The sequence below is a fragment of the Caballeronia sp. GAFFF2 genome (assembly GCF_023631485.1).
In the GTDB taxonomy this organism is placed as follows: Bacteria; Pseudomonadota; Gammaproteobacteria; order Burkholderiales; family Burkholderiaceae; genus Caballeronia.
Genome location: NZ_JALQDA010000034.1, coordinates 201,104 through 218,801 on the forward strand (window position 1 = coordinate 201,104; position 17,698 = coordinate 218,801).

The 17,698-nt window shown below is 63.2% G+C and carries 16 protein-coding genes; 10 read left to right on the forward strand and 6 right to left on the reverse strand.

Annotation, left to right across the window (positions count from 1 at the left end):
* The first annotated feature begins 9 nt into the window (after window positions 1-9).
* Window positions 10-1,113: a porin gene (locus NCT04_RS25585; RefSeq protein WP_250468273.1), complete on the forward strand. Its 1,104-nt coding sequence runs from the start codon at window positions 10-12 to the stop codon at window positions 1,111-1,113.
* Window positions 1,114-1,178: 65 nt separating this feature from the next.
* Here the strand turns inward: NCT04_RS25585 and dacB are convergent, their stop codons facing one another.
* Window positions 1,179-2,846, reverse strand: a complete 1,668-nt coding sequence (gene dacB, locus NCT04_RS25590) for a D-alanyl-D-alanine carboxypeptidase/D-alanyl-D-alanine endopeptidase (protein WP_350030043.1) — start codon at window positions 2,844-2,846, stop codon at window positions 1,179-1,181.
* 540 nt (window positions 2,847-3,386) lie between these two features.
* On the opposite strand from dacB, the gene NCT04_RS25595 reads away from it, so the two are divergent.
* Window positions 3,387-3,548: a hypothetical protein gene (locus NCT04_RS25595; RefSeq protein ID WP_250468364.1), complete on the forward strand. Its 162-nt coding sequence runs from the start codon at window positions 3,387-3,389 to the stop codon at window positions 3,546-3,548.
* A gap of 163 nt (window positions 3,549-3,711) precedes the next feature.
* The gene (locus NCT04_RS25600; protein WP_250468274.1) at window positions 3,712-5,121 is read left to right on the forward strand and encodes a DEAD/DEAH box helicase; all 1,410 of its coding nucleotides are present in this window, start codon (window positions 3,712-3,714) and stop codon (window positions 5,119-5,121) included.
* A 73-nt stretch (window positions 5,122-5,194) separates the two neighbouring features.
* Here the strand turns inward: NCT04_RS25600 and NCT04_RS25605 are convergent, their stop codons facing one another.
* The 5 genes from NCT04_RS25605 to NCT04_RS25625 all read right to left on the reverse strand — a co-directional run bounded on the left by NCT04_RS25605 (window position 5,195) and on the right by NCT04_RS25625 (window position 10,406).
* Window positions 5,195-6,400, reverse strand: coding sequence for an MFS transporter (locus tag NCT04_RS25605; RefSeq protein WP_250468365.1), 1,206 nt, complete (start codon window positions 6,398-6,400; stop codon window positions 5,195-5,197).
* Between the two features lie 97 nt (window positions 6,401-6,497).
* Window positions 6,498-7,454 carry an N-carbamoyl-D-amino-acid hydrolase gene (locus NCT04_RS25610; protein WP_250468275.1) on the reverse strand — a complete coding sequence of 319 codons (957 nt, stop codon included), beginning with the start codon at window positions 7,452-7,454 and terminating at the stop codon, window positions 6,498-6,500.
* Entirely contained in the window at window positions 7,451-8,977 is a 1,527-nt protein-coding gene (gene hydA / locus NCT04_RS25615) for a dihydropyrimidinase (protein ID WP_250468276.1), read from the reverse strand. Before hydA ends, NCT04_RS25610 begins: the two co-directional genes overlap by 4 nt.
* Complete coding sequence (gene cuyB / locus NCT04_RS25620) at window positions 8,959-9,732, reverse strand: cysteate racemase (protein ID WP_250468277.1); 774 nt, start codon at window positions 9,730-9,732, stop codon at window positions 8,959-8,961. Before cuyB ends, hydA begins: the two co-directional genes overlap by 19 nt.
* Window positions 9,729-10,406 (reverse strand): aspartate/glutamate racemase family protein, encoded by a 678-nt coding sequence (locus NCT04_RS25625; RefSeq protein ID WP_250468278.1) that lies wholly within the window; start codon window positions 10,404-10,406, stop codon window positions 9,729-9,731. The genes cuyB and NCT04_RS25625 overlap by 4 nt, the downstream gene beginning before the upstream one ends.
* 209 nt (window positions 10,407-10,615) lie before the next feature.
* Here NCT04_RS25625 and NCT04_RS25630 point away from each other — a divergent pair, with 209 nt between their 5' ends.
* From NCT04_RS25630 to NCT04_RS25660, 7 genes are all read left to right on the forward strand, one after another.
* Window positions 10,616-11,554 (forward strand): LysR substrate-binding domain-containing protein, encoded by a 939-nt coding sequence (locus NCT04_RS25630; protein ID WP_250468279.1) that lies wholly within the window; start codon window positions 10,616-10,618, stop codon window positions 11,552-11,554.
* Window positions 11,555-11,701: 147 nt separating this feature from the next.
* Window positions 11,702-13,132 (forward strand): 3-isopropylmalate dehydratase large subunit, encoded by a 1,431-nt coding sequence (gene leuC, locus NCT04_RS25635; protein WP_250468280.1) that lies wholly within the window; start codon window positions 11,702-11,704, stop codon window positions 13,130-13,132.
* A 2-nt stretch (window positions 13,133-13,134) separates the two neighbouring features.
* Window positions 13,135-13,731 carry a 3-isopropylmalate dehydratase small subunit gene (gene leuD, locus NCT04_RS25640; protein WP_244830405.1) on the forward strand — a complete coding sequence of 199 codons (597 nt, stop codon included), beginning with the start codon at window positions 13,135-13,137 and terminating at the stop codon, window positions 13,729-13,731.
* Between the two features lie 49 nt (window positions 13,732-13,780).
* Window positions 13,781-14,851 carry a 3-isopropylmalate dehydrogenase gene (gene leuB, locus NCT04_RS25645; protein WP_250468281.1) on the forward strand — a complete coding sequence of 357 codons (1,071 nt, stop codon included), beginning with the start codon at window positions 13,781-13,783 and terminating at the stop codon, window positions 14,849-14,851.
* A 143-nt stretch (window positions 14,852-14,994) separates the two neighbouring features.
* Window positions 14,995-16,020, forward strand: a complete 1,026-nt coding sequence (locus NCT04_RS25650; RefSeq protein ID WP_250468282.1) for an ABC transporter substrate-binding protein — start codon at window positions 14,995-14,997, stop codon at window positions 16,018-16,020.
* Complete coding sequence (locus NCT04_RS25655) at window positions 16,017-16,889, forward strand: ABC transporter ATP-binding protein (RefSeq protein WP_250468283.1); 873 nt, start codon at window positions 16,017-16,019, stop codon at window positions 16,887-16,889. Before NCT04_RS25650 ends, NCT04_RS25655 begins: the two co-directional genes overlap by 4 nt.
* Window positions 16,870-17,676, forward strand: coding sequence for an ABC transporter permease (locus tag NCT04_RS25660; protein WP_244830399.1), 807 nt, complete (start codon window positions 16,870-16,872; stop codon window positions 17,674-17,676). The genes NCT04_RS25655 and NCT04_RS25660 overlap by 20 nt, the downstream gene beginning before the upstream one ends.
* Window positions 17,677-17,698 lie beyond the last annotated feature (22 nt).

The following is a 17,698-nucleotide window of genomic DNA, read 5'->3' on the forward strand; positions in this document are numbered from 1 at the left end:
CCAGACAGCATGACAACAAAAACTCATCGCGCGACACTCGTCGCGGGTTTGACCACGCTCGTCGTTTCGCCGCTGGCATTCGCGCAAAGCAGCGTCACGTTATACGGCAGCATCGATTCGGGTATTGGATACGTGAGCAATTTGCGCGGCTCGTCGGCTTATATCGCGCAGCAAGGGACCCTGCAGGCGGACCGCTTCGGCTTTCAGGGTGTCGAGGAAATCGGCGCGGGGCGCTCGGTGCTGTTCAGGCTCGAAAGCGGTTTTGTCACGACGACGGGTGCATCCGCCAGCAGCACGACGTTCTTCAATCGACAAGCCTATGTCGGAATGTCCGACGCGACGCTCGGCACGGTCACGCTCGGGCGTCAAACCGACTGGAACTTCGACTGGCTCGGCTCGGTTTCGACAGCGCAGTTGCTCGGCGACTTTTCCGCGTTTCATCCAGGCAATCTCGATGGTCTCGGCAGCACGCTTCCCGTGCAGTTATCGAGCACGGTCAAGTGGAAGAGCGCTGCTTATCGCGGCCTGAGCGTCGGCGCGCTTTATGGATTCCCGGGCGCATCGGCCAGCAATACCAACGGGCGGACGATCAGTTTCGGTGGGAACTATACCAACGGTCCGCTCAAACTGGTGGCGGTGTATTCGGAGTACCGCGACCGGCTGCTGCCGCTATCAAGCGGGCTTGGGCTGACTTCGTTCGAAGGCCAGACGCTCGCGCCCGGCGCCACGTTCAATGCGAGCCAGGTGCGGGAGATGGGTATTGGTGGCTCGTACCGGTTCGAGCGCGTCACGCTGCATGCGCTCGCAACCGATATGCGCATCGCGTCCAAGGGCGGCAGCGAACATTTTCGCAGCATCGACGCCGGCGCGAATCTGCGCGTGACACCCGCGGAGGAAATCGGCGTGGGCGCATGGACGGCGACGCTCGGCGCGCGTCGCTGGACGCAATTCACGGCGGCCAATGTGTATTCGCTATCGAAGACAACCCAGCTTTATGCCGATGTGATGTTCGAAACGGCGGGCGGCGGCGCGGTGGCCAATACGCTTGGCATCGGGGCGGCTTCGGGTGGGAAGCAGGTGGTGTGTCTTGCCGGGATTCATCACCTGTTCTGAGAATGATCGATCTTTCGGCAGCGTGAGGCCGCCGACGAAGTCAGCGGCCCACGGCATATGTCGCATCATTGCAGTTTCCAGATTTGCGCCGCGATCTCGCCTTCGTCCTGGAAAGCATCGAGGATGGTTTCCAGACCCACGAACGGCACGTTATTCACGGTCAGGAAGAAGGCAAGCCGCCGGCCGCTCTTTGCATCGATATACCCCGCAAGCGCCTGTGACTTGAGAAGCGGCACGGGCGGTGTGGTGTTGCTCAAACCGCCATACGTGCCGGTCTTGGCGTAGACACGACCCTTGGCACCGGCTAGCGTCGGATCGGCCTCGAAGCCGGTGACGGTCGTGAGCGAGCCATCGACGCCGAGTACCGGCAAAGTATCGACGTATGTCGCATAGTCGGGCTTGAGCCGCATGGCGCGCAGCAGCGTGATGACAGCCTTCGCGTTCGCGGTGGTATCGCCGCCGCCGCTGCCGTCGATGAAGTGATATTGGTCCGGCGAAATGCCGAAGGTCGAAGACAGTTCGCCTTGTTCGGTCGTAAGCGCCGTGGCCATGGTGCGCGAGCCGTTCTTCGCCAGTCCGTATTGCATCAGCGTAATGTCCGCGCCGATGTTGTAGCTCACCTTGTTCACGAAACGCAGATCCTGCGCATACGGAGCGGCGGTGAGTTGGGCGATGCGTTGCGCGCTCGAATAAGAACCTTGAGGCGGCAAGGATGCAACCGGATTCGCCTTGACGGGCGCGGCCGTCACGGTCACGCCCGCGCGTGCGAGCGCTTCGATCAGCACCGTGCGCGCATACGTGGAGGGATCGGTGATGCGAAACGTCTGCACCAGCGGATACGCGCCGGTCAGCGCGGGTGGAACCCCCGCCGGCACCGTGCCGCTCACATCGCCGACACAGGTAGCCTGGCCGATACAGTCGAGCGGCTCATCCGGGAATGCCTGATTGAGCACGACGGCAAAGTCCGACGTCGGCACGCCCGTGGTGAGCGTCGATTGCACCGTGAACGCCGCCGACTGAGGCCGGTACACGAACGGCAGCAGCGCACCTTGCGCGCTCGCGCTGAAGGCGACATCCACGAGATCGTCGTTGACCAGGATCGGCGTCACGTTGAATTCATCGCGGAAGTCGAACGCGTCGAACAGACGATCGTCGATCACCACATCGCCATTGACCGTCTTGATGCCCGAGGCGGCGACCTGCGCGGCCAGCGCGTTGTAACCGGCGAGCGGATCGGGCGTGGTCAGTTGCGCGTTGCCGACACTATTGGCTTCGTTGTGATCGAACGCGGTGAGCGCGATCGTTCCGTCCGGATTCGCGCGACCGCCCATGGTGAGATCGCCGCTCGCGACGAGTACGAGATTGCCGGTGAGCGTGCCGTTTGCATCGACGGTGCCTTGCTTGTAGACCGGCGTCACCAGTCGATGCTGCGCACCGATGACGTCGAGCGCATTGGCTGTGGAGAAGAGCTTACGCACGGACGCGATGAACACCTGTGAGCCCGAGTCGAGATCGTAGATGACATGTCCGGAATCCAGATCGACGACCTGCATGGTCCACGTCGCGCCGCTGTACGCAGGCTTTTTCATCACCTGCATGATGGTGTCGGGCACCGTGGTATCGGTATGGTCCGAGCCGCCGCACGATGCCAGCAACACGGCGGACGCCAGCGCCATGCAGCGCGTGAAGGTCGGTTCCATCAAAGGCTTGATCGCCGAGCGGAAAGACATCATTGCGTCGTATCCTTTTTGGTTGTAGCGCAATGCGTTGAGAGTCGCCGCTTGGAGGAAGCATTTGACCGGACATCGGTCGCGGGTGATCAGGGCGGGGACGTTTTTTTTTGCGGTGCCGATGCAAATATAAGTTAGGAAGGCGAGACTGACTACGTACTCCCATACACGAACTGTGCGATGACGAACAGAGACGCGGCTGTCGGAATGTTCTGCGGGAATGGAGAAGACCGGATAGCCAACATGTTTGCGCGTCGCGGTCAGGCGTTGCACGTGCCCCGACACCTTGCATGATCATTCCGTCAGGCTCCCGTCATGCTGAACCCGACTGCTCCACGCGCTTCGAACGCTTCGCCGCTGGCGGTGTCGCAGCGAGTTTCGGCACAGCGTCCGGACTTGTCGCGACGAGCGCCCTAATGCCGGCAGCGGCAAATCTCACGATCTAAATACGTCGTTCGGCAGCCGGTCGTATCAAGTCTATTCGGCGAATATCGCGGATGGACACTACGAACCGGGTTCAAGGCATCGCTCGGACTGAAGGATCTGCGACTCGCGTCTGGAGCCGCGCAAGAGCTGGGCGCCGCGTTGCCGATGCTTGCCGCCGTCTACGAACGCATGACTGAAACCGTCGCGGCGGGATTGGGCGAGCGAGACTGGTCGGCCATGGCGAAAGTCACCATCGAGAAACCACGCACCGAGAAGTGAAGGGCGTCACTCAAGGCGCTTCCTGCTGCATGAGCGCTCCTTACCGTTGGATTCCGTCGACGTCCTGTAAGAGACTGCCGACGCTGCTCGCTGTCGATATGGCTCGGCGCATGCAACGAGCGCCGTAACCGCTAAAATTGCGGCTTTAGCCCGGAATACCTGCATGTCTTTTGCCTCGCTTGGCCTGATCGATCCGTTGCTGCGCAACCTGCAGAAGCTCAATTACCAGACACCCACGCCGGTGCAGGTCAAGGCGATTCCTGCTGTGCTCGGTGGCCAGGACGTCATGGCCGCCGCGCAGACCGGCACGGGCAAGACGGCGGGTTTCGCGCTGCCGCTGCTGCAACGGCTGGTGCAACACGGGCCGGCGGTGTCCAGCAATCGTGCGCGCGTTCTGGTTCTCGTGCCCACGCGCGAACTGGCTGAACAAGTGCTGCAAAGCTTTATCGATTACGGCGAAGGCCTGGACCTGCGATTTCTGGCCGCGTATGGCGGCGTGAGCATCAACCCGCAGATGATGGCCTTGCGCAAAGGCGTCGATGTGCTGGTCGCCACACCGGGCCGTTTGCTGGATCTGAATCGCCAGAACGCGGTGCAGTTCGATCGAGTACAGACGCTAGTGCTGGATGAAGCCGACCGCATGCTCGATCTGGGCTTCGCACGCGAACTCAACGCCGTGTTCGCCGCCTTGCCCGCAAAGCGTCAGACGCTGCTGTTCTCCGCCACGTTCTCCGATGAAATCCGCACGATGGCCGCGAGCATTCTGCGCAGCCCGGTGAATATCAGCGTTAGCCCGCCCAATGCCACGGCCAGCAATATCAAGCAGTGGGTGGTGACGGTGGATAAGAGGAACAAGCCTGAACTCTTCATGCACCTCGTGGCCGAGAACAAGTGGGAGCACGCGCTGGTGTTCGTCAAGACCCGTAATGGCGTCGACTATCTGGCGGCCATGCTGGATGAAGCGGGCTATTCGGTCGACACCATCCACGGCGACAAGCCGCAACCCGCGCGTCTGCGTGCACTCGAACGCTTCAAGACCGGCGAAGTCCATATGCTGGTCGCCACCGATGTGGCTGCGCGCGGACTGGATATCGACGACCTGCCTTTGGTCATCAACGTCGATCTGCCGATCGTGGCGCAAGACTATGTGCACCGCATTGGCCGCACCGGCCGCGCGGGCGCGAGCGGCGTGGCGGTGTCGCTCGTATGTGCCGATGAAGCGCCGCAACTTGCCGCGATCGAAGCGCTGATCCGGCAAACGCTGGTACGCCGGGAAGAACCAGGTTTCGAAGCCGAGCATCGCGTGCCGCAAACCAGCGCGACGGGCGAGATCGTCAAAAAACCTAAAAAGCCCAAAAAGCCGAAAGTGCCGCAGGTTACGCCGGGCGCGGCGCCGGTGCCCGGCAAGAAGTCGCGCCCGCAGGATGGTGAAAACAAGCGCAAGCCTGTGGCACAACAAGACACAGGATTGTCTGGCGTCAATCCGTTTAGCGTGAAGAAGCCGCGTAGTAAATCCGGCAACAAGCCAGCCGCGGTTGCAGGTAAGCCGGCTGGCGGGCGTGGCAAACGCTAGCTCTCGTCGGGGTGCGATCGGTCTCGCGATGCATCCCGACCGCCGGCCAGCGTCTTCCGCCTGTCACGTCCGCTCACTCCAACTCCACGCCCTTCAACTCCGGAATCAGCACGACAGTCGCGACGACATCGACGATATAGATACAAGCCAGCGCCGCGATGGCCGTGCCGAACGAGTAATAGCTCGCCACCGCGCCGATCGCGAGCGGTCCGAACCCGCCGACCGCGCGGCCGATGCTCCACAGCACATTCTGCGCGGTGCCGCGTGCATGGGTCGGATACAACTCGGCCATGAGTGCGCCATAGCCGCCCATCATGCCGTTTACGAACACGCCGACCACCATGCCGCCAATCAGTAGCGCCTCGGGCGTCGTCATGCGCGAGTAGACGAACACCATGACGAGCGCGCCCAACTGATAGATCACGAAGGTAGGCTTCCTGCCGATTCTGTCCGCGAGCTGCCCGAAGATCCAGATGCCGACCAGCATGCCGAGAATCGACGCCGCCGTCCATGTCGCCGACTTGGCGAGCGTGAAGCCGAACGCCTTCGTCAGATAGCCCGGCATCCAGATGATGAGACCGTAGTAGCCAAAGTTCTGCACCGAACACATGACGATCATGCCGATGCTGCGGCGTCGCGTTTCCCGATCGCGAAACAGCGTCTTGAGGGGAAATTCGTGCCGTCTCCTGATTGCTTTCTCGATGAAGATCTTCGGTTCGCCAATCGCCTTGCGGATGACGAACGACAACACGGCGGGCGCGAGTCCCACGAGAAACATGCCGCGCCACCCGATATGCGGCAACAATACCGGCGTCAGCAGCGCCGCGATCAGCACGCCGATCTGCCAGCCCATGCCGACATACGAGGAGACGCGTCCGCGCTTTTCGGCGGGCCACGCCTCGATGGCGAGCGCCATGCCGATACCGAACTCGCCGCCGAGTCCCAGGCCCGCCACGAAGCGATACGCGAGCAGGTCGTGGTATCCGGTCGCGAAAGCGCACAGACCGGTGAACAGCGCAAAGAGCAGAATGGTGTAAGTGAGCACGCGCACGCGGCCGAGATAATCGCTGAGTATCCCGAAGCCGATGCCACCCGCGACGCCGCCGACGAGCGTCCACGTAACGAGCGAGCCCGCTTGCGCGGAGCTGAGTCCGAGGTCCGCCGAGATGAGGCTCAGCATGAAGCCGAGGATCAGCAGGTCGAAGCCGTCCATGGCGTAGCCGGAAATCGATGCGACGAGCGCGCGCACGTGCGGCGGTCCGAATATCGATTTGTCCATGGCGCTTTGTGGCGAGCTGCCGTAAGACGCCGGCCGTGCCGACGCCGATGCATCTTGCGTGATGTCGTCGTTCATGTGTGGTCTCCCCGTGGACGCCTTAATTGAGCGCGTCCGGATCGTGCGGCAGCGGCGCGCCCGCGCCGGTGCGCTCGACGATCAGCCCGTAATGTTCCGGCCGCCGATGCTTCGCGAAGTTGAAGACGTGCTCGCGGAACGTGTCGCCAAACGCGAGATCGACGTTCGCGAAGATCACCTCGTCGTCTTCGCTCATGCTTTGCGCGGCGATCTCGCCCGAAGGCGCGACAATCACCGAGCCGCCGATCATATGAAAGCCGTCTTCCTTGCCGCATTTGGCGGCGGCGGCAATCCACATCGCATTCTGATAAGCGCTCGCCTGCAACGTGACGAGATGGGTATGCATGCGCAAATGGACCGGTTCGGGCCAATGAATGTTCTCGGACGGCGTGTTGTAGCCGAGCACGCCGAGTTCCGCGCCTTGCAGCGACATCGCGCGCCATGTTTCCGGCCAGCGGCGGTCGTTGCAGATGCACATGCCGAGGCGCGCGCCCATCGTGTCGACGACAGGAAAACCCGAGTTGCCCACCGCGAAAAACTTCTTCTCCAGATGCTGGAAAGGCGCGTCCGGCTTGTGCTCCGAATGCCCCGGCAAATGCGTCTTGCGATACTTCGCGACGATCTTGCCGCTGTCATCGACGATGATCGACGTATTGAAGCGCTCGCCTTGCGCCGTCAGTTCCGCATAGCCGAGATAGAAGCCGATGCCCGCGTCGCGCGCGGCGTCGAAAAGCGGCTGTACGTCGGGATTCGGCATCGATCGCTCGAAGAAGCGTTCCATGGCCGCTTCCTCGCTCATCCAGTAGCGCGGAAAAAACGTGGTGAGCGCGAGCTCCGGGAACACGACCAGCTTTGCACTGCGCGCTTTCGCTTCGTACAGCATGGCGACGAGCCGCTCGACGACCGCCCGACGGTCATCGGCGAGGTGGACCGGTCCCATTTGCGCGACGGCCAGGCCGATTTTGCGTGACTTGCTCATGACTTCCTCTTTTGTTCCGGGTGTTGATGTTCGGGGTATCCGAAAGACGGGTGGAGAGCGCCTGTCCCGGCGTCGGCAAGCGCGCGGAAAAACCGGCCGCTCGCGGAGACTTCGCGCGTGGCCTGATAGGGCAACGGCGTCGAGCGTGCAATGAAGCGGCCGCTGCCGGGTTCGGCATGAAGGCCGGCGTCATCGACGATCACGCGGCCCGCGCTCACCACCGTGCGCGGCCAGCCCGTTACCTTCGTCCCCTCGTAGGGCGTGTAGCCCACGCGATCGTGCAATGCGGAGGCTGTCAGCACGACTTCATGGTGTGGGTCCCAAACCGCCATGTCCGCATCCGCGCCCGCTTCGATCAGCCCTTTGCGCGGCGCGATGCCGTACATGCGCGCATGATTCGTCGAACTCAGCGCGACGAATTCAGGCAACGTCATGCGCCCCCTGTGAACGCCTTCGGAGAACAGCAGCGGCAGGCGCACTTCGAGTCCGGGCATGCCGTTGGCCATCTGCTTGAACGTGGTGGCTTCGCCATGCGGCAGCTTGCCGGATTCGTCGAAGCGATACGGCGCATGATCCGACGACACCGTCTGCAACACGCCCGCCTTCAGCGCCGTCCACAAGGCTTGCTGAGCGTTCGCGTCACGCAGCGGCGGGCTGCAGCAATACTTCGCGCCTTCGACGCCGGGAAGGTCCATCGCGTCTTCGGTGAGCAGCAGATAGTGCGGACAGGTCTCGCCGTACACTTGCGCGCCCATGCGCTGCGCCGCGCCGATGGTCGCGAGCGCGTCCTGCGCGGACACGTGAACGATGAGCACGGGCGCGTCGAAAAGCCTGGCGAGCTGGATCACGCGATTCGTCGCTTCGGATTCCGCCAGCGCCACGTGACTCGTCGCGTGGTACTTCGGCGCGGTGCGGCCGCTTTCGAGCAGCTTTTGCGAGACCCAGCGGATCACGTCGTTGTTTTCGGCATGTACCATCACGAGCGCGCGTTCGCGTGCGGCGAGAGCGAGCACGTCGAGCATCTGGTAGTCGTCGATCTTCAATTGATCGTAGGTCATGTAGACCTTGAACGACGTGATGCCCCGGCGAATCTGCTCGACGAGATCTTCCTGAAGCGTGCGGCGGTCCGTCTCAGAGACAATCAGGTGATAGCTATAGTCGATCACCGACTTTGCCCGCGCGAGCGCCGCGTAGTCGTCGGCCACTTGTTTGAGCGATTGTCCGCGATGCTGCGCGGCGAACGGTACGATCATGGTGGTGCCTCCGTGGGCCGCCGCGACGCTTGCGGAGTACCAGTCGTCGGCGCCCATGATTCCCATGCCCGAGCGTTGCTCGACGTGACAGTGCGTGTCGATACCGCCCGGCAGCACGTAGCGTCCGGTCGCGTCGATATCGCGTTTGCCTGCGGGCAGGCCGCGCGCCACTTCGACGATCCGGTCGCCGACCACGCCGACGTCCGCCTCGAAGACTGCCTCGTCCGACGCGACGAGTCCATGACGTATGGTCAGATCAAATTGCTGCATGTCTTTTGTCCGCTTGAGAATTCAGAGGTGTTGGTTCGCTCGCGCGCGGCGAGCCACCAGTCGACGCTTGCACGCGCGAGCGCTTCGGTCGGGTCGATTGCGGGCACGTCGAGCGCAACGCCCGCCAGCGCCACCGGAATTTCCGTGCACGCCATGAGCAACGCGTCGGCGCCGCGATCGATCAGTGCATGAGCGGCGCGTTTGAGCCACGCACGCGCTTCGTCGATTCTCCCGCCTTTCACGGCGGCGATTGCGCCCATGACCTGCGTCGTCTGCGACATCTGACCCGGTTCGATCGCGTCTATGCCGCTTGCAGCCAGTTGATCGTGATAGATACGCGCTTTGAGCGTCGCTGTCGTCGCGAGCATGCCGACTCGCCGCGCACCGGGGCACGTCACCGCAAGCGCTCGAAGCGCTGCCTCGCCAATATGCAGCACCGGCCGTGCCGTCTCCTGCGCGAGCCGCTCGTGCCAGACATGCGCCGTATTGCAAGGAATCGCGATGGCCGCGCAACCGGCCGCTTCGAGCGTGCGCAGGCCGTCGAGCAGATGCGGCCAGGGCGCGTCCGATCCCGCGAGAAAGGCCGTGCTGCGATCGGGTACTTGCGGCACGTTATGCACGATGACCGGCATATGCTCTTGATCGGACGCGGCGGGCGTCGCCTGTATCAGCTTGACGAGAAAGTCGGCGGTGGCGAGCGGCCCCATGCCGCCAAGCACACCGAGACGCGGAAGCGCAATGAGTGCGGCGTTCATGTCGGACGCCATGGGTCCTGCCGCTCGCGACAGATGGCGAAGGCGAGCGAGGCGGCCGTCGAGCACGGATCGATTACCGGCACGCCGAGCGCCGCTTCGATATCGGCGCGAAGCGGCGTCATGCCCGCGCAGCCGAGCACGATGACATCGGCGCCATCTTCGTCACACAGCGCGCGGCCGGTCGCGATGAGCTTGTCGAGCGCGGCGTCTCGGTTGCCCGATTCGGCCACGCCAAGATTCACGGCGCGTTCTCCCGCGACCGTCTGTGCGATGCGCGCCGCATGATAAGACCGCCAGTGACGCAGCATGCCGTGCGTGCTCGCCGCGATCACGCCGATGCGCGACCCGCGCGCAAGCGCGACGCCCATGGCCGCGGCACCGATGCCGAGCACCGGCTGTTGCGTGAGTTCGCGCGCGGCGTGCAAGCCGGGATCGCTGTAGCACGCGATGACGAACGCACTCGCCGACGCTTCATGCCGCGCGACGTACTCGGCCACGGCGACGGCGGCGCGGTCGGCATCGCGCTGGGTTTCGATGCCGCCGTCGACCGCGAAAAGCGTCTCGAAGCAAACGGGCGCGTCGTCCGCGCCTCGAAGCGCGCACACGGTCTTTTCGATCTCGCGCGTGACGGTGGCGAGACCGTTCGGATTCAGGAAATGGATAAGCTTGGGCATGGCTCGGATCGACTCTCTTCGCGGGGCTCGACTAGAACGAACCATAGCAACGTCGATATTCGCCGTGAAATAGTTCAAATTTCGTATCCCATAGACGCGCTGCATGGATTCGTCGCGCGGCGGTGCCCGCGCTACACTGCGGGCGGTTCACATACATCCGAAAGCGGCGGCGCGGCAACATGACGGCGCGATGAACAACGACCAAGCCCATGAACTACGACGAGGAAATTCCCAACACGCGCACCATGAGCCTGCGGCAGATTGAAGTATTCCGCGCGATCATGATGACGGGTTCCATCAGCGAGGCCGCGCGTTCGCTGTATGTGGCGCAGCCCTCCGTGAGCCGTGTCTTGCAGGTGACGGAAAGCCGACTCGGGTTCTTGCTCTTCGAACGCATGCGCGGCCGGCTCTATCCGACGCCCGAGGCAAAACGTATCTTCGACGAAGTCATGCGCGCGTATGAAGGCATCGAGCGCGTCGATAATCTCGTCCGTTCTCTCGCCGACGGCACGAGCGGCAAGCTCAACATTGTATGCAGCCCCAGTCTCGGCGTGCATCTCGTGCCGCTCGCCATTGCACGATTCCACGCCGAATTCCGGCAGTTGCCCATTCAGTTCGAACCGCTCACGCACAACCATCTCGTGCCTCGCGTGCTGTTCGGCAAGAACTGCATCGGCGTATCGATGTTCGCCGTCGAGCACCCGAACCTCGTCACCATGCCGATTGCAAGCGGACGGCTTCTTTGTGTCGCGAAAAAAGGCGCGCTGGCCCGGCGGCGTGCACTCGACCCGAAACAGGTCGCCGCCATGCCGTGGATCGATTACGAGCACGACACGCCGCTCGGACGGATCGTCGGGCACGTGTTCAGGAACGAGCGGCGGCCGGAGCCGGTCGTGCGCGTGCGCTCGGCCATCAGCGCCTGCACGCTCGCGAGGGAAGGCGTCGGCGTCGCGGTGGTCGATCCGTTCTGCATCGATTCCGCCATGCGAGACCTGCTCGATGTCGTGCCGTTGCGTGCCGAAGCCGAGCATCGGCTGACCGCGAGTCTCATCTATTCGCACGTCGAGCCGCTGTCGAACGCGGCCCGGCGCTTCGTCGAGATCCTGCGCGACGTGCTGAACGCGCATGGCGTCAGCCGTTCGACGTAGCTTTGTCATCGCCATTGGCGATGGTGCCTTGCCAAATGACCACGTCCAAGCCAGCCGGCCTGATGCAAGATGCTTCTCAAACAGCCACCGACAACAAAACTGCACCGCGCCTGACGAGGCGGTCATTTGACGGAGCGAGACGAAGCAATGCAACTCGATCAGCTTAGCGCGGGTCCACGCACGCTTTACGACAAGATCTGGGACAGCCACCGCGTGATGTCCCGCGACGACGGGCAGGATCTTCTCTACATCGATCGTCATTACATTCACGATGTCACCGCGCAGTCCTTCGACCTGTTGCGCCAGCGCGGGCTCAAGCCGCGTTCGCCCGAGCGCATTTTCGGCACGCCGGATCACTACGTTTCCAGCACGGCGAACGATATTGCGGCGGTGACCGACCTCGAACGGCGCGCCATGATCGAGTCGCTGCAACGCGACGCCAACGAATCGCGCATCACCCTGTTCGACATGAACGACACGCGGCGCGGCATCGTCCACGTGGTCGGGCCGGAGCAGGGCCTGAGTCTGCCCGGCATGACCGTCGTTTGCGCCGACAGCCACACGTCCACGCATGGCGCGGTGGGCGCGCTGGCCTTCGGTATCGGCGCCACCGAAGTGGCTCACGTGCTCGCCACGCAATGCCTGTGGCAGCGCAAGTCGCGCAACATGCGTATCACGCTCGACGGCACGCCGGGTGCGGGCGTCACGGCGAAGGACCTGATTCTCGCGGTCATCGCGCGAATCGGCGTGGCTGGCGCGACGGGACACGTGATCGAATATGCCGGCTCCGCCATCGCCGGCTTGTCGATGGAAGGGCGATTGACGCTCTGCAACATGACCATCGAGGCGGGCGGTCGCGCCGGCATGATCGCCCCGGACGAAACCACCTTCGCTTATCTCGCCGGACGGCACTACGCGCCCACGGGCGACCGGTGGCAAAGGGCGCTCGCGTATTGGCGCGGCTTGTTCACGGACCCAGGCGCGGTGTTCGATCGCGAAGTGCTTATCGACGTGACCGAGATCGTCCCGATGGTCACGTGGGGCACCACGCCCGGCTATGCCTGCGCCATCGACGGCCGCGTACCGGACCCCATGGAGCAGCCCGATCCCGACCTGCGCGCGGCGATGTCGCGTGCGCTCGACTACATGGGCCTAGCGGCGAACGAGTCGCTCGAAGGCGTCGCGATCGACCGGGTGTTCATCGGCTCGTGCACCAACGGGCGCATCGAGGACATGCGCAGCGCGGCGGAAGTGGCGCGCGGCCGTCATATCGCGCCAAGCGTGGAAGCGTGGGTCGTGCCGGGTTCGCATGAAGTGCGTGCGCAGGCGGAAGCGGAAGGGCTCGACCGCATCTTCATGGAAGCGGGTTTTCAGTGGCGCTATCCCGGCTGTTCGATGTGTCTCGCGACCAACGGCGATATTGCCGAACCCGGCCAGCGCTGCGCTTCGACATCCAACCGGAATTTCGTGGGCCGTCAGGGACCCGGCGTGCGCACGCATCTGATGAGCCCGGCGATGGCGGCCGCCGCGGCGGTGACGGGACGTCTCACCGATGTCCGCCGTCTCCTGGGAGTGTGAACATGGAACGACTCGAGTACCTCGATGCAGTCGCGGCGCCGATCGTCGCGATCAACTGCGATACCGACCAGATTCTGCCCGCGCGCTATCTGCAAAAACCCCGCTCCGACGACTTCGGCCAGTTCCTGTTTCGTGCGCTGCGCTTCGATGCAAATGGCGCGGAACGTCCCGACTTCCTGCTCAACCAGGCGCCTTTGCGGGAGTCGCGCATCGTCGTGGCCAACCATAACTTCGGTTGCGGTTCGTCGCGCGAGCATGCGGTCTGGGCGCTCTATGACTACGGCATCCGCGCGGCGATTGCACCGAGCTTCGGCGACATCTTTTTCATCAACTGCCTGAAGAACGGACTGCTGCCGATCGTGTTGCCCGAGGCCGTGGTGCTGCCGTTGCTCGATAGGTTGTCGGAGAGTCCGGGCAGCCGCATCGCCATCGACTTGCCCGCGCAGACCGTCACCTTGCCCGACGGGTCCTCGCACGCGTTCGAGCTGGAGCCCTTCGCCAAGGATTGCCTGTTGCGCGGCATGGACGAGATCGACTACACGCTTTCGCATCTGGACCGCATCGTGGCATTCGAGCGCGACCGTGCCGAAACCTTTTGACGGCGCGCACACGGCGCGCTGTTTCCAATAACGACCAAGGAGATTACAGATGAAGATTGCAGTCATGCCCGGCGATGGTATTGGCCCCGAAGTTGTCGCGGAGGCGCTCAAGGTGCTGCGAATCGTGGCGCCGCACGCCGAGACGCAGGAGGCTGCCATCGGCGATGCCGGCATTCAGGCGCACGGCGTGCCGCTGCCGCCGCCCACGCTCGAAGTGGCGCGCAAGGCCGACGCGATTCTCTTCGGCGCGGTAGGCGTGGCCGACGAAGCCGATATCCCGCGCGAGGAGCGTCCCGGCACCGGGTTATTGCAATTGCGCGAGGCACTGACGCTCTATGCCAACTTTCGCCCGGCCTTCATGTTCCCGGAGCTGATCGGCGCTTCGACGTTGCGTCCGGAAGTGGTGGATGGACTCGACATCGTGATCGTGCGCGAGTTGAACGGCGACGCCTACTTCGGCCAGCCGCGCGGCTTCGAGACCAATCAGGCGGGCGAGCGTGTGGGGTTCAACACGATGCGTTACTCGGAGTCGGAAGTGGAGCGCGTCGCGCATGCCGCCTTCAAGGCCGCGCAGCGCCGTCATCACAAGCTCTGCTCGGTGGACAAGGCCAACGTGCTGGAAGCAAGTCAGCTGTGGCGCGAGGTCGTCACGCGCGTCGGGCGGGAATACCCGGACGTCGAACTGAGCCATCTCTTCGTGGACGCCGCCGCGATGATGCTGATGCGGCGCCCCAAGCAATTCGATGTGATCGTCACGGGCAATCTCTTCGGCGATATTCTGTCGGACGCGGCCGCCATGCTGACCGGCTCGATCGGCATGTTGCCTTCGGCCTCGCTAGGCTATAACCGCAAGGGCTTGTACGAGCCGGTCCACGGGTCGGCGCCGGATATTGCCGGAAAGGACATTGCCAATCCGCTTGCCGCGATTCTGTCGTGCGCGATGATGCTGCGCGAGAGCTTCGAAATGGAAGACGACGCGCGCCGGGTCGAGCAGGCCGTGCGCACGGTGCTCGCAGCCGGTTACCGGACCGCGGATATCCAGCAGGAAGGCACGCAGCGCGTCGGCACCCGCGACATGGGCGATGCCGTGGTCGAGGCGCTGCGCAAACAGGCGGCCTAAGAAGATCGCGTTGCGCGGACCGGCTCCGCTATGTCGATAATCAGCAGTCGCGGGAGATGCCAGGATATTCATAAGCCGGTCCGCAATTGACACTCTGTCGTCCCTGAAGTACCTAAAAATCCCTAAAAAGGGAGGAGACAACCATGAAGCTGAAACTCGCCATCGCGCTGTGTGCCGCGTTCGCGCTCGCCTGCGGTTCCTTGACGGCCGTAGCCAAGGATGTGCCTGAGAAGCCCGAACTGCACATCGCGGCGGCGTCGGTGGGCATCACCTACCTGCCCATGCTCGTCGCTAAACAGCGCGGCTATTTCAAGGACGAAGGGCTCGACGTGACCATCGCCGCATTCTCCGGCGGATCGAAGACACTGGAAGCGCTGCTCGGCGGCAGCTCCGACATGGTGGCGGGCGCGTATTCGAACACCATCACCATGGCCACCAAGGGACAGCATCTCGTGGTGGTCGCGGCGCAAGTCATCTGTCCGGGATGGATCTTCGGGGTGTCGCAAAAACGCGAGGGCGAAGTGAAATCGGCCAAGGACCTGAAGGGCATGCGAATCGGCGTGAGCGCGCCGGGTTCCAGCACGCACATGGCACTCAATTTCATTCTGCACAAGGCGGGGCTGCAGTCTTCCGACGTGTCGATCATCGGCGTGGGACAAGCGGCCGGCGCGGTGGCGGCCGTGCGGGCCGGGCAGATCGATGCGCTGATCGTCAACGACCCGAGCGCCACTATCCTCATGAAGGATGGCAGCCTCAAGCCGCTTGAGAACATGCGCACGGCTGAAGGGAACGTCAAGGTGTTCGGTTCGGATTACCCCGAGTCGAGCCTCTTCGCGACGCAAGAGTTCATCGGCAAGAATCCCAAGACGGTGCAGGCCGTCGCCAATGCGATCGTGCGCGCCGAGAAGTGGATCGCCAAGGCGACGCCGCAGGAAGTCGCCGACAACGTGCCCCCGCAATATATCGGCGAGAACAAGGCGCTCTATGCGGAGGCCTTCACGAACAGCCGCCGTTGCATTGCGCAGAACGGCGAGATCACGCCGAAGGGCGCGCAGACGGTGCGCGAGGTGCTGGCGGCATTCGACCCTGCAGTGGCATCGGCGAAGATCGATCTTGCATCGACGTATGACAACCGGTTCGTCAGGAAAGCGGCGGAGATCCAGCCATGAGCACGGCAACGTATGGAATCAAGGGCACCCCGAGCGTCCCCCTCGACAGCGAAAAAACCGAAGTGCGCGAAGCCCTGCGTTTCGACAATGTGACCTGCACCTTCGCCGGCAACGGCAAGAGGGCGCAGACCTACACCGCCGTCTCGGAGGCCACGTTGTCGATCGGCGACGGCGAGTTCGTGTCGATCGTCGGTCCCACGGGCTGCGGCAAATCCACCTTGCTCAACGTTGCTGCCGGGCTTACGCGGCCCTCGTCGGGCAGCATCAGCGTCTTCGACAAGAAGCTGACGCAGGGCTTGAATACGCAGGCGGCCTATCTTTTTCAGGTCGATGCGCTCATGCCCTGGAAGACGACCGAAGACAACATCGCGATGGGTCTGATCTTTCGGGGAACGCCGCGCGAACAGGCGCTCAGCGTGGCGCGCGGCTGGCTCGATCGCGTGGGACTTCAAGGACACGGCAAGAAGTATCCGCATCAGTTGTCCGGCGGCATGCGCAAGCGTGCCGGTCTCGCGCAGGCGCTCGCGCTCAACCCTCGCATCATTCTGATGGACGAGCCGTTCAGCGCGCTGGATATCCAGACGCGGCACCTGATGGAAAACGAGTTGCTGCAACTGTGGTCGCACGACCGCAAGTCCGTGATGTTCGTGACGCACGATCTGGAGGAGGCCATCTCGTTGTCGGACCGCGTCATCGTGCTCTCGGCCGGGCCTGGAACGCGGCCTATCGCCGAGTTCAAGATCGACCTCGAACGTCCACGCGAGATGTCGGAAATCCGCATGACGCAGCGTTTCCTGCAACTGCACACCCAGATCTGGGACGTGCTCAGAGGCGAGGTTTTGAAAAGCTATGCGCGCAATCGAGTTTGACTCAAACAATCGCTTCACCGTCCTGGTCACGCGGCTTTTGATCCTGTTCGGTGTCTTGTTCCTGTGGTGGCTCGGCACGCATCAGAAGTGGCTGTCGCCGTTCTTCTTCGGCGATCCGCTCGGCGTGGCGGTGCGTATCGTCGACTGGTTCGTGACGGGCTCGATCTACCGTCATCTGTACACGACGCTCGTCGAAACCATGCTGGCGTTCGTGATCGGCACGGTCCTCGGGTTGGCATGCGGCCTGTGGCTTGCGCTCAGCCCGTTCCTCGCCACGGTCTTCGATCCGTTCATCAAGGCGATGAACTCGATGCCGCGCCTGATCTTCGCGCCGATCTTCGCGCTCTGGTTCGGACTCGGCATCTGGTCCAAGGTGGCGCTGGGCGTGACGCTCGTCTTCTTCGTCGTGTTCTTTAACGTCTTTCAGGGCGTGCGCGAGGTCAGCCCGACGGTGTTGTCCAACACGCGGATGCTGGGCGCCAACTCACGTCAATTGTTGCGGCATGTGTACTTGCCATCGGCGACGAGCTGGGTCTTTTCCAGCCTGCATAACGCAATCGGCATCGCCTTCGTGGGCAGCGTGGTGGGCGAATATCTCGGCTCGGAAAAGGGCGTGGGTTACCTGATCCTGCTGGCCGAAGGCGTATTCGATATCAACTCGGTGATCGCCGGCATTCTGGTGCTGACCGTGTTCGCCTTGATACTCGATACCGCCGTGTCGATGGTCGAGGATCATTTGCTGCGCTGGCGTCCTGTCGCTGGACAGACGGTGGCCACGAGCGCTTAAACCCCCGGCGCAATCGAAGATC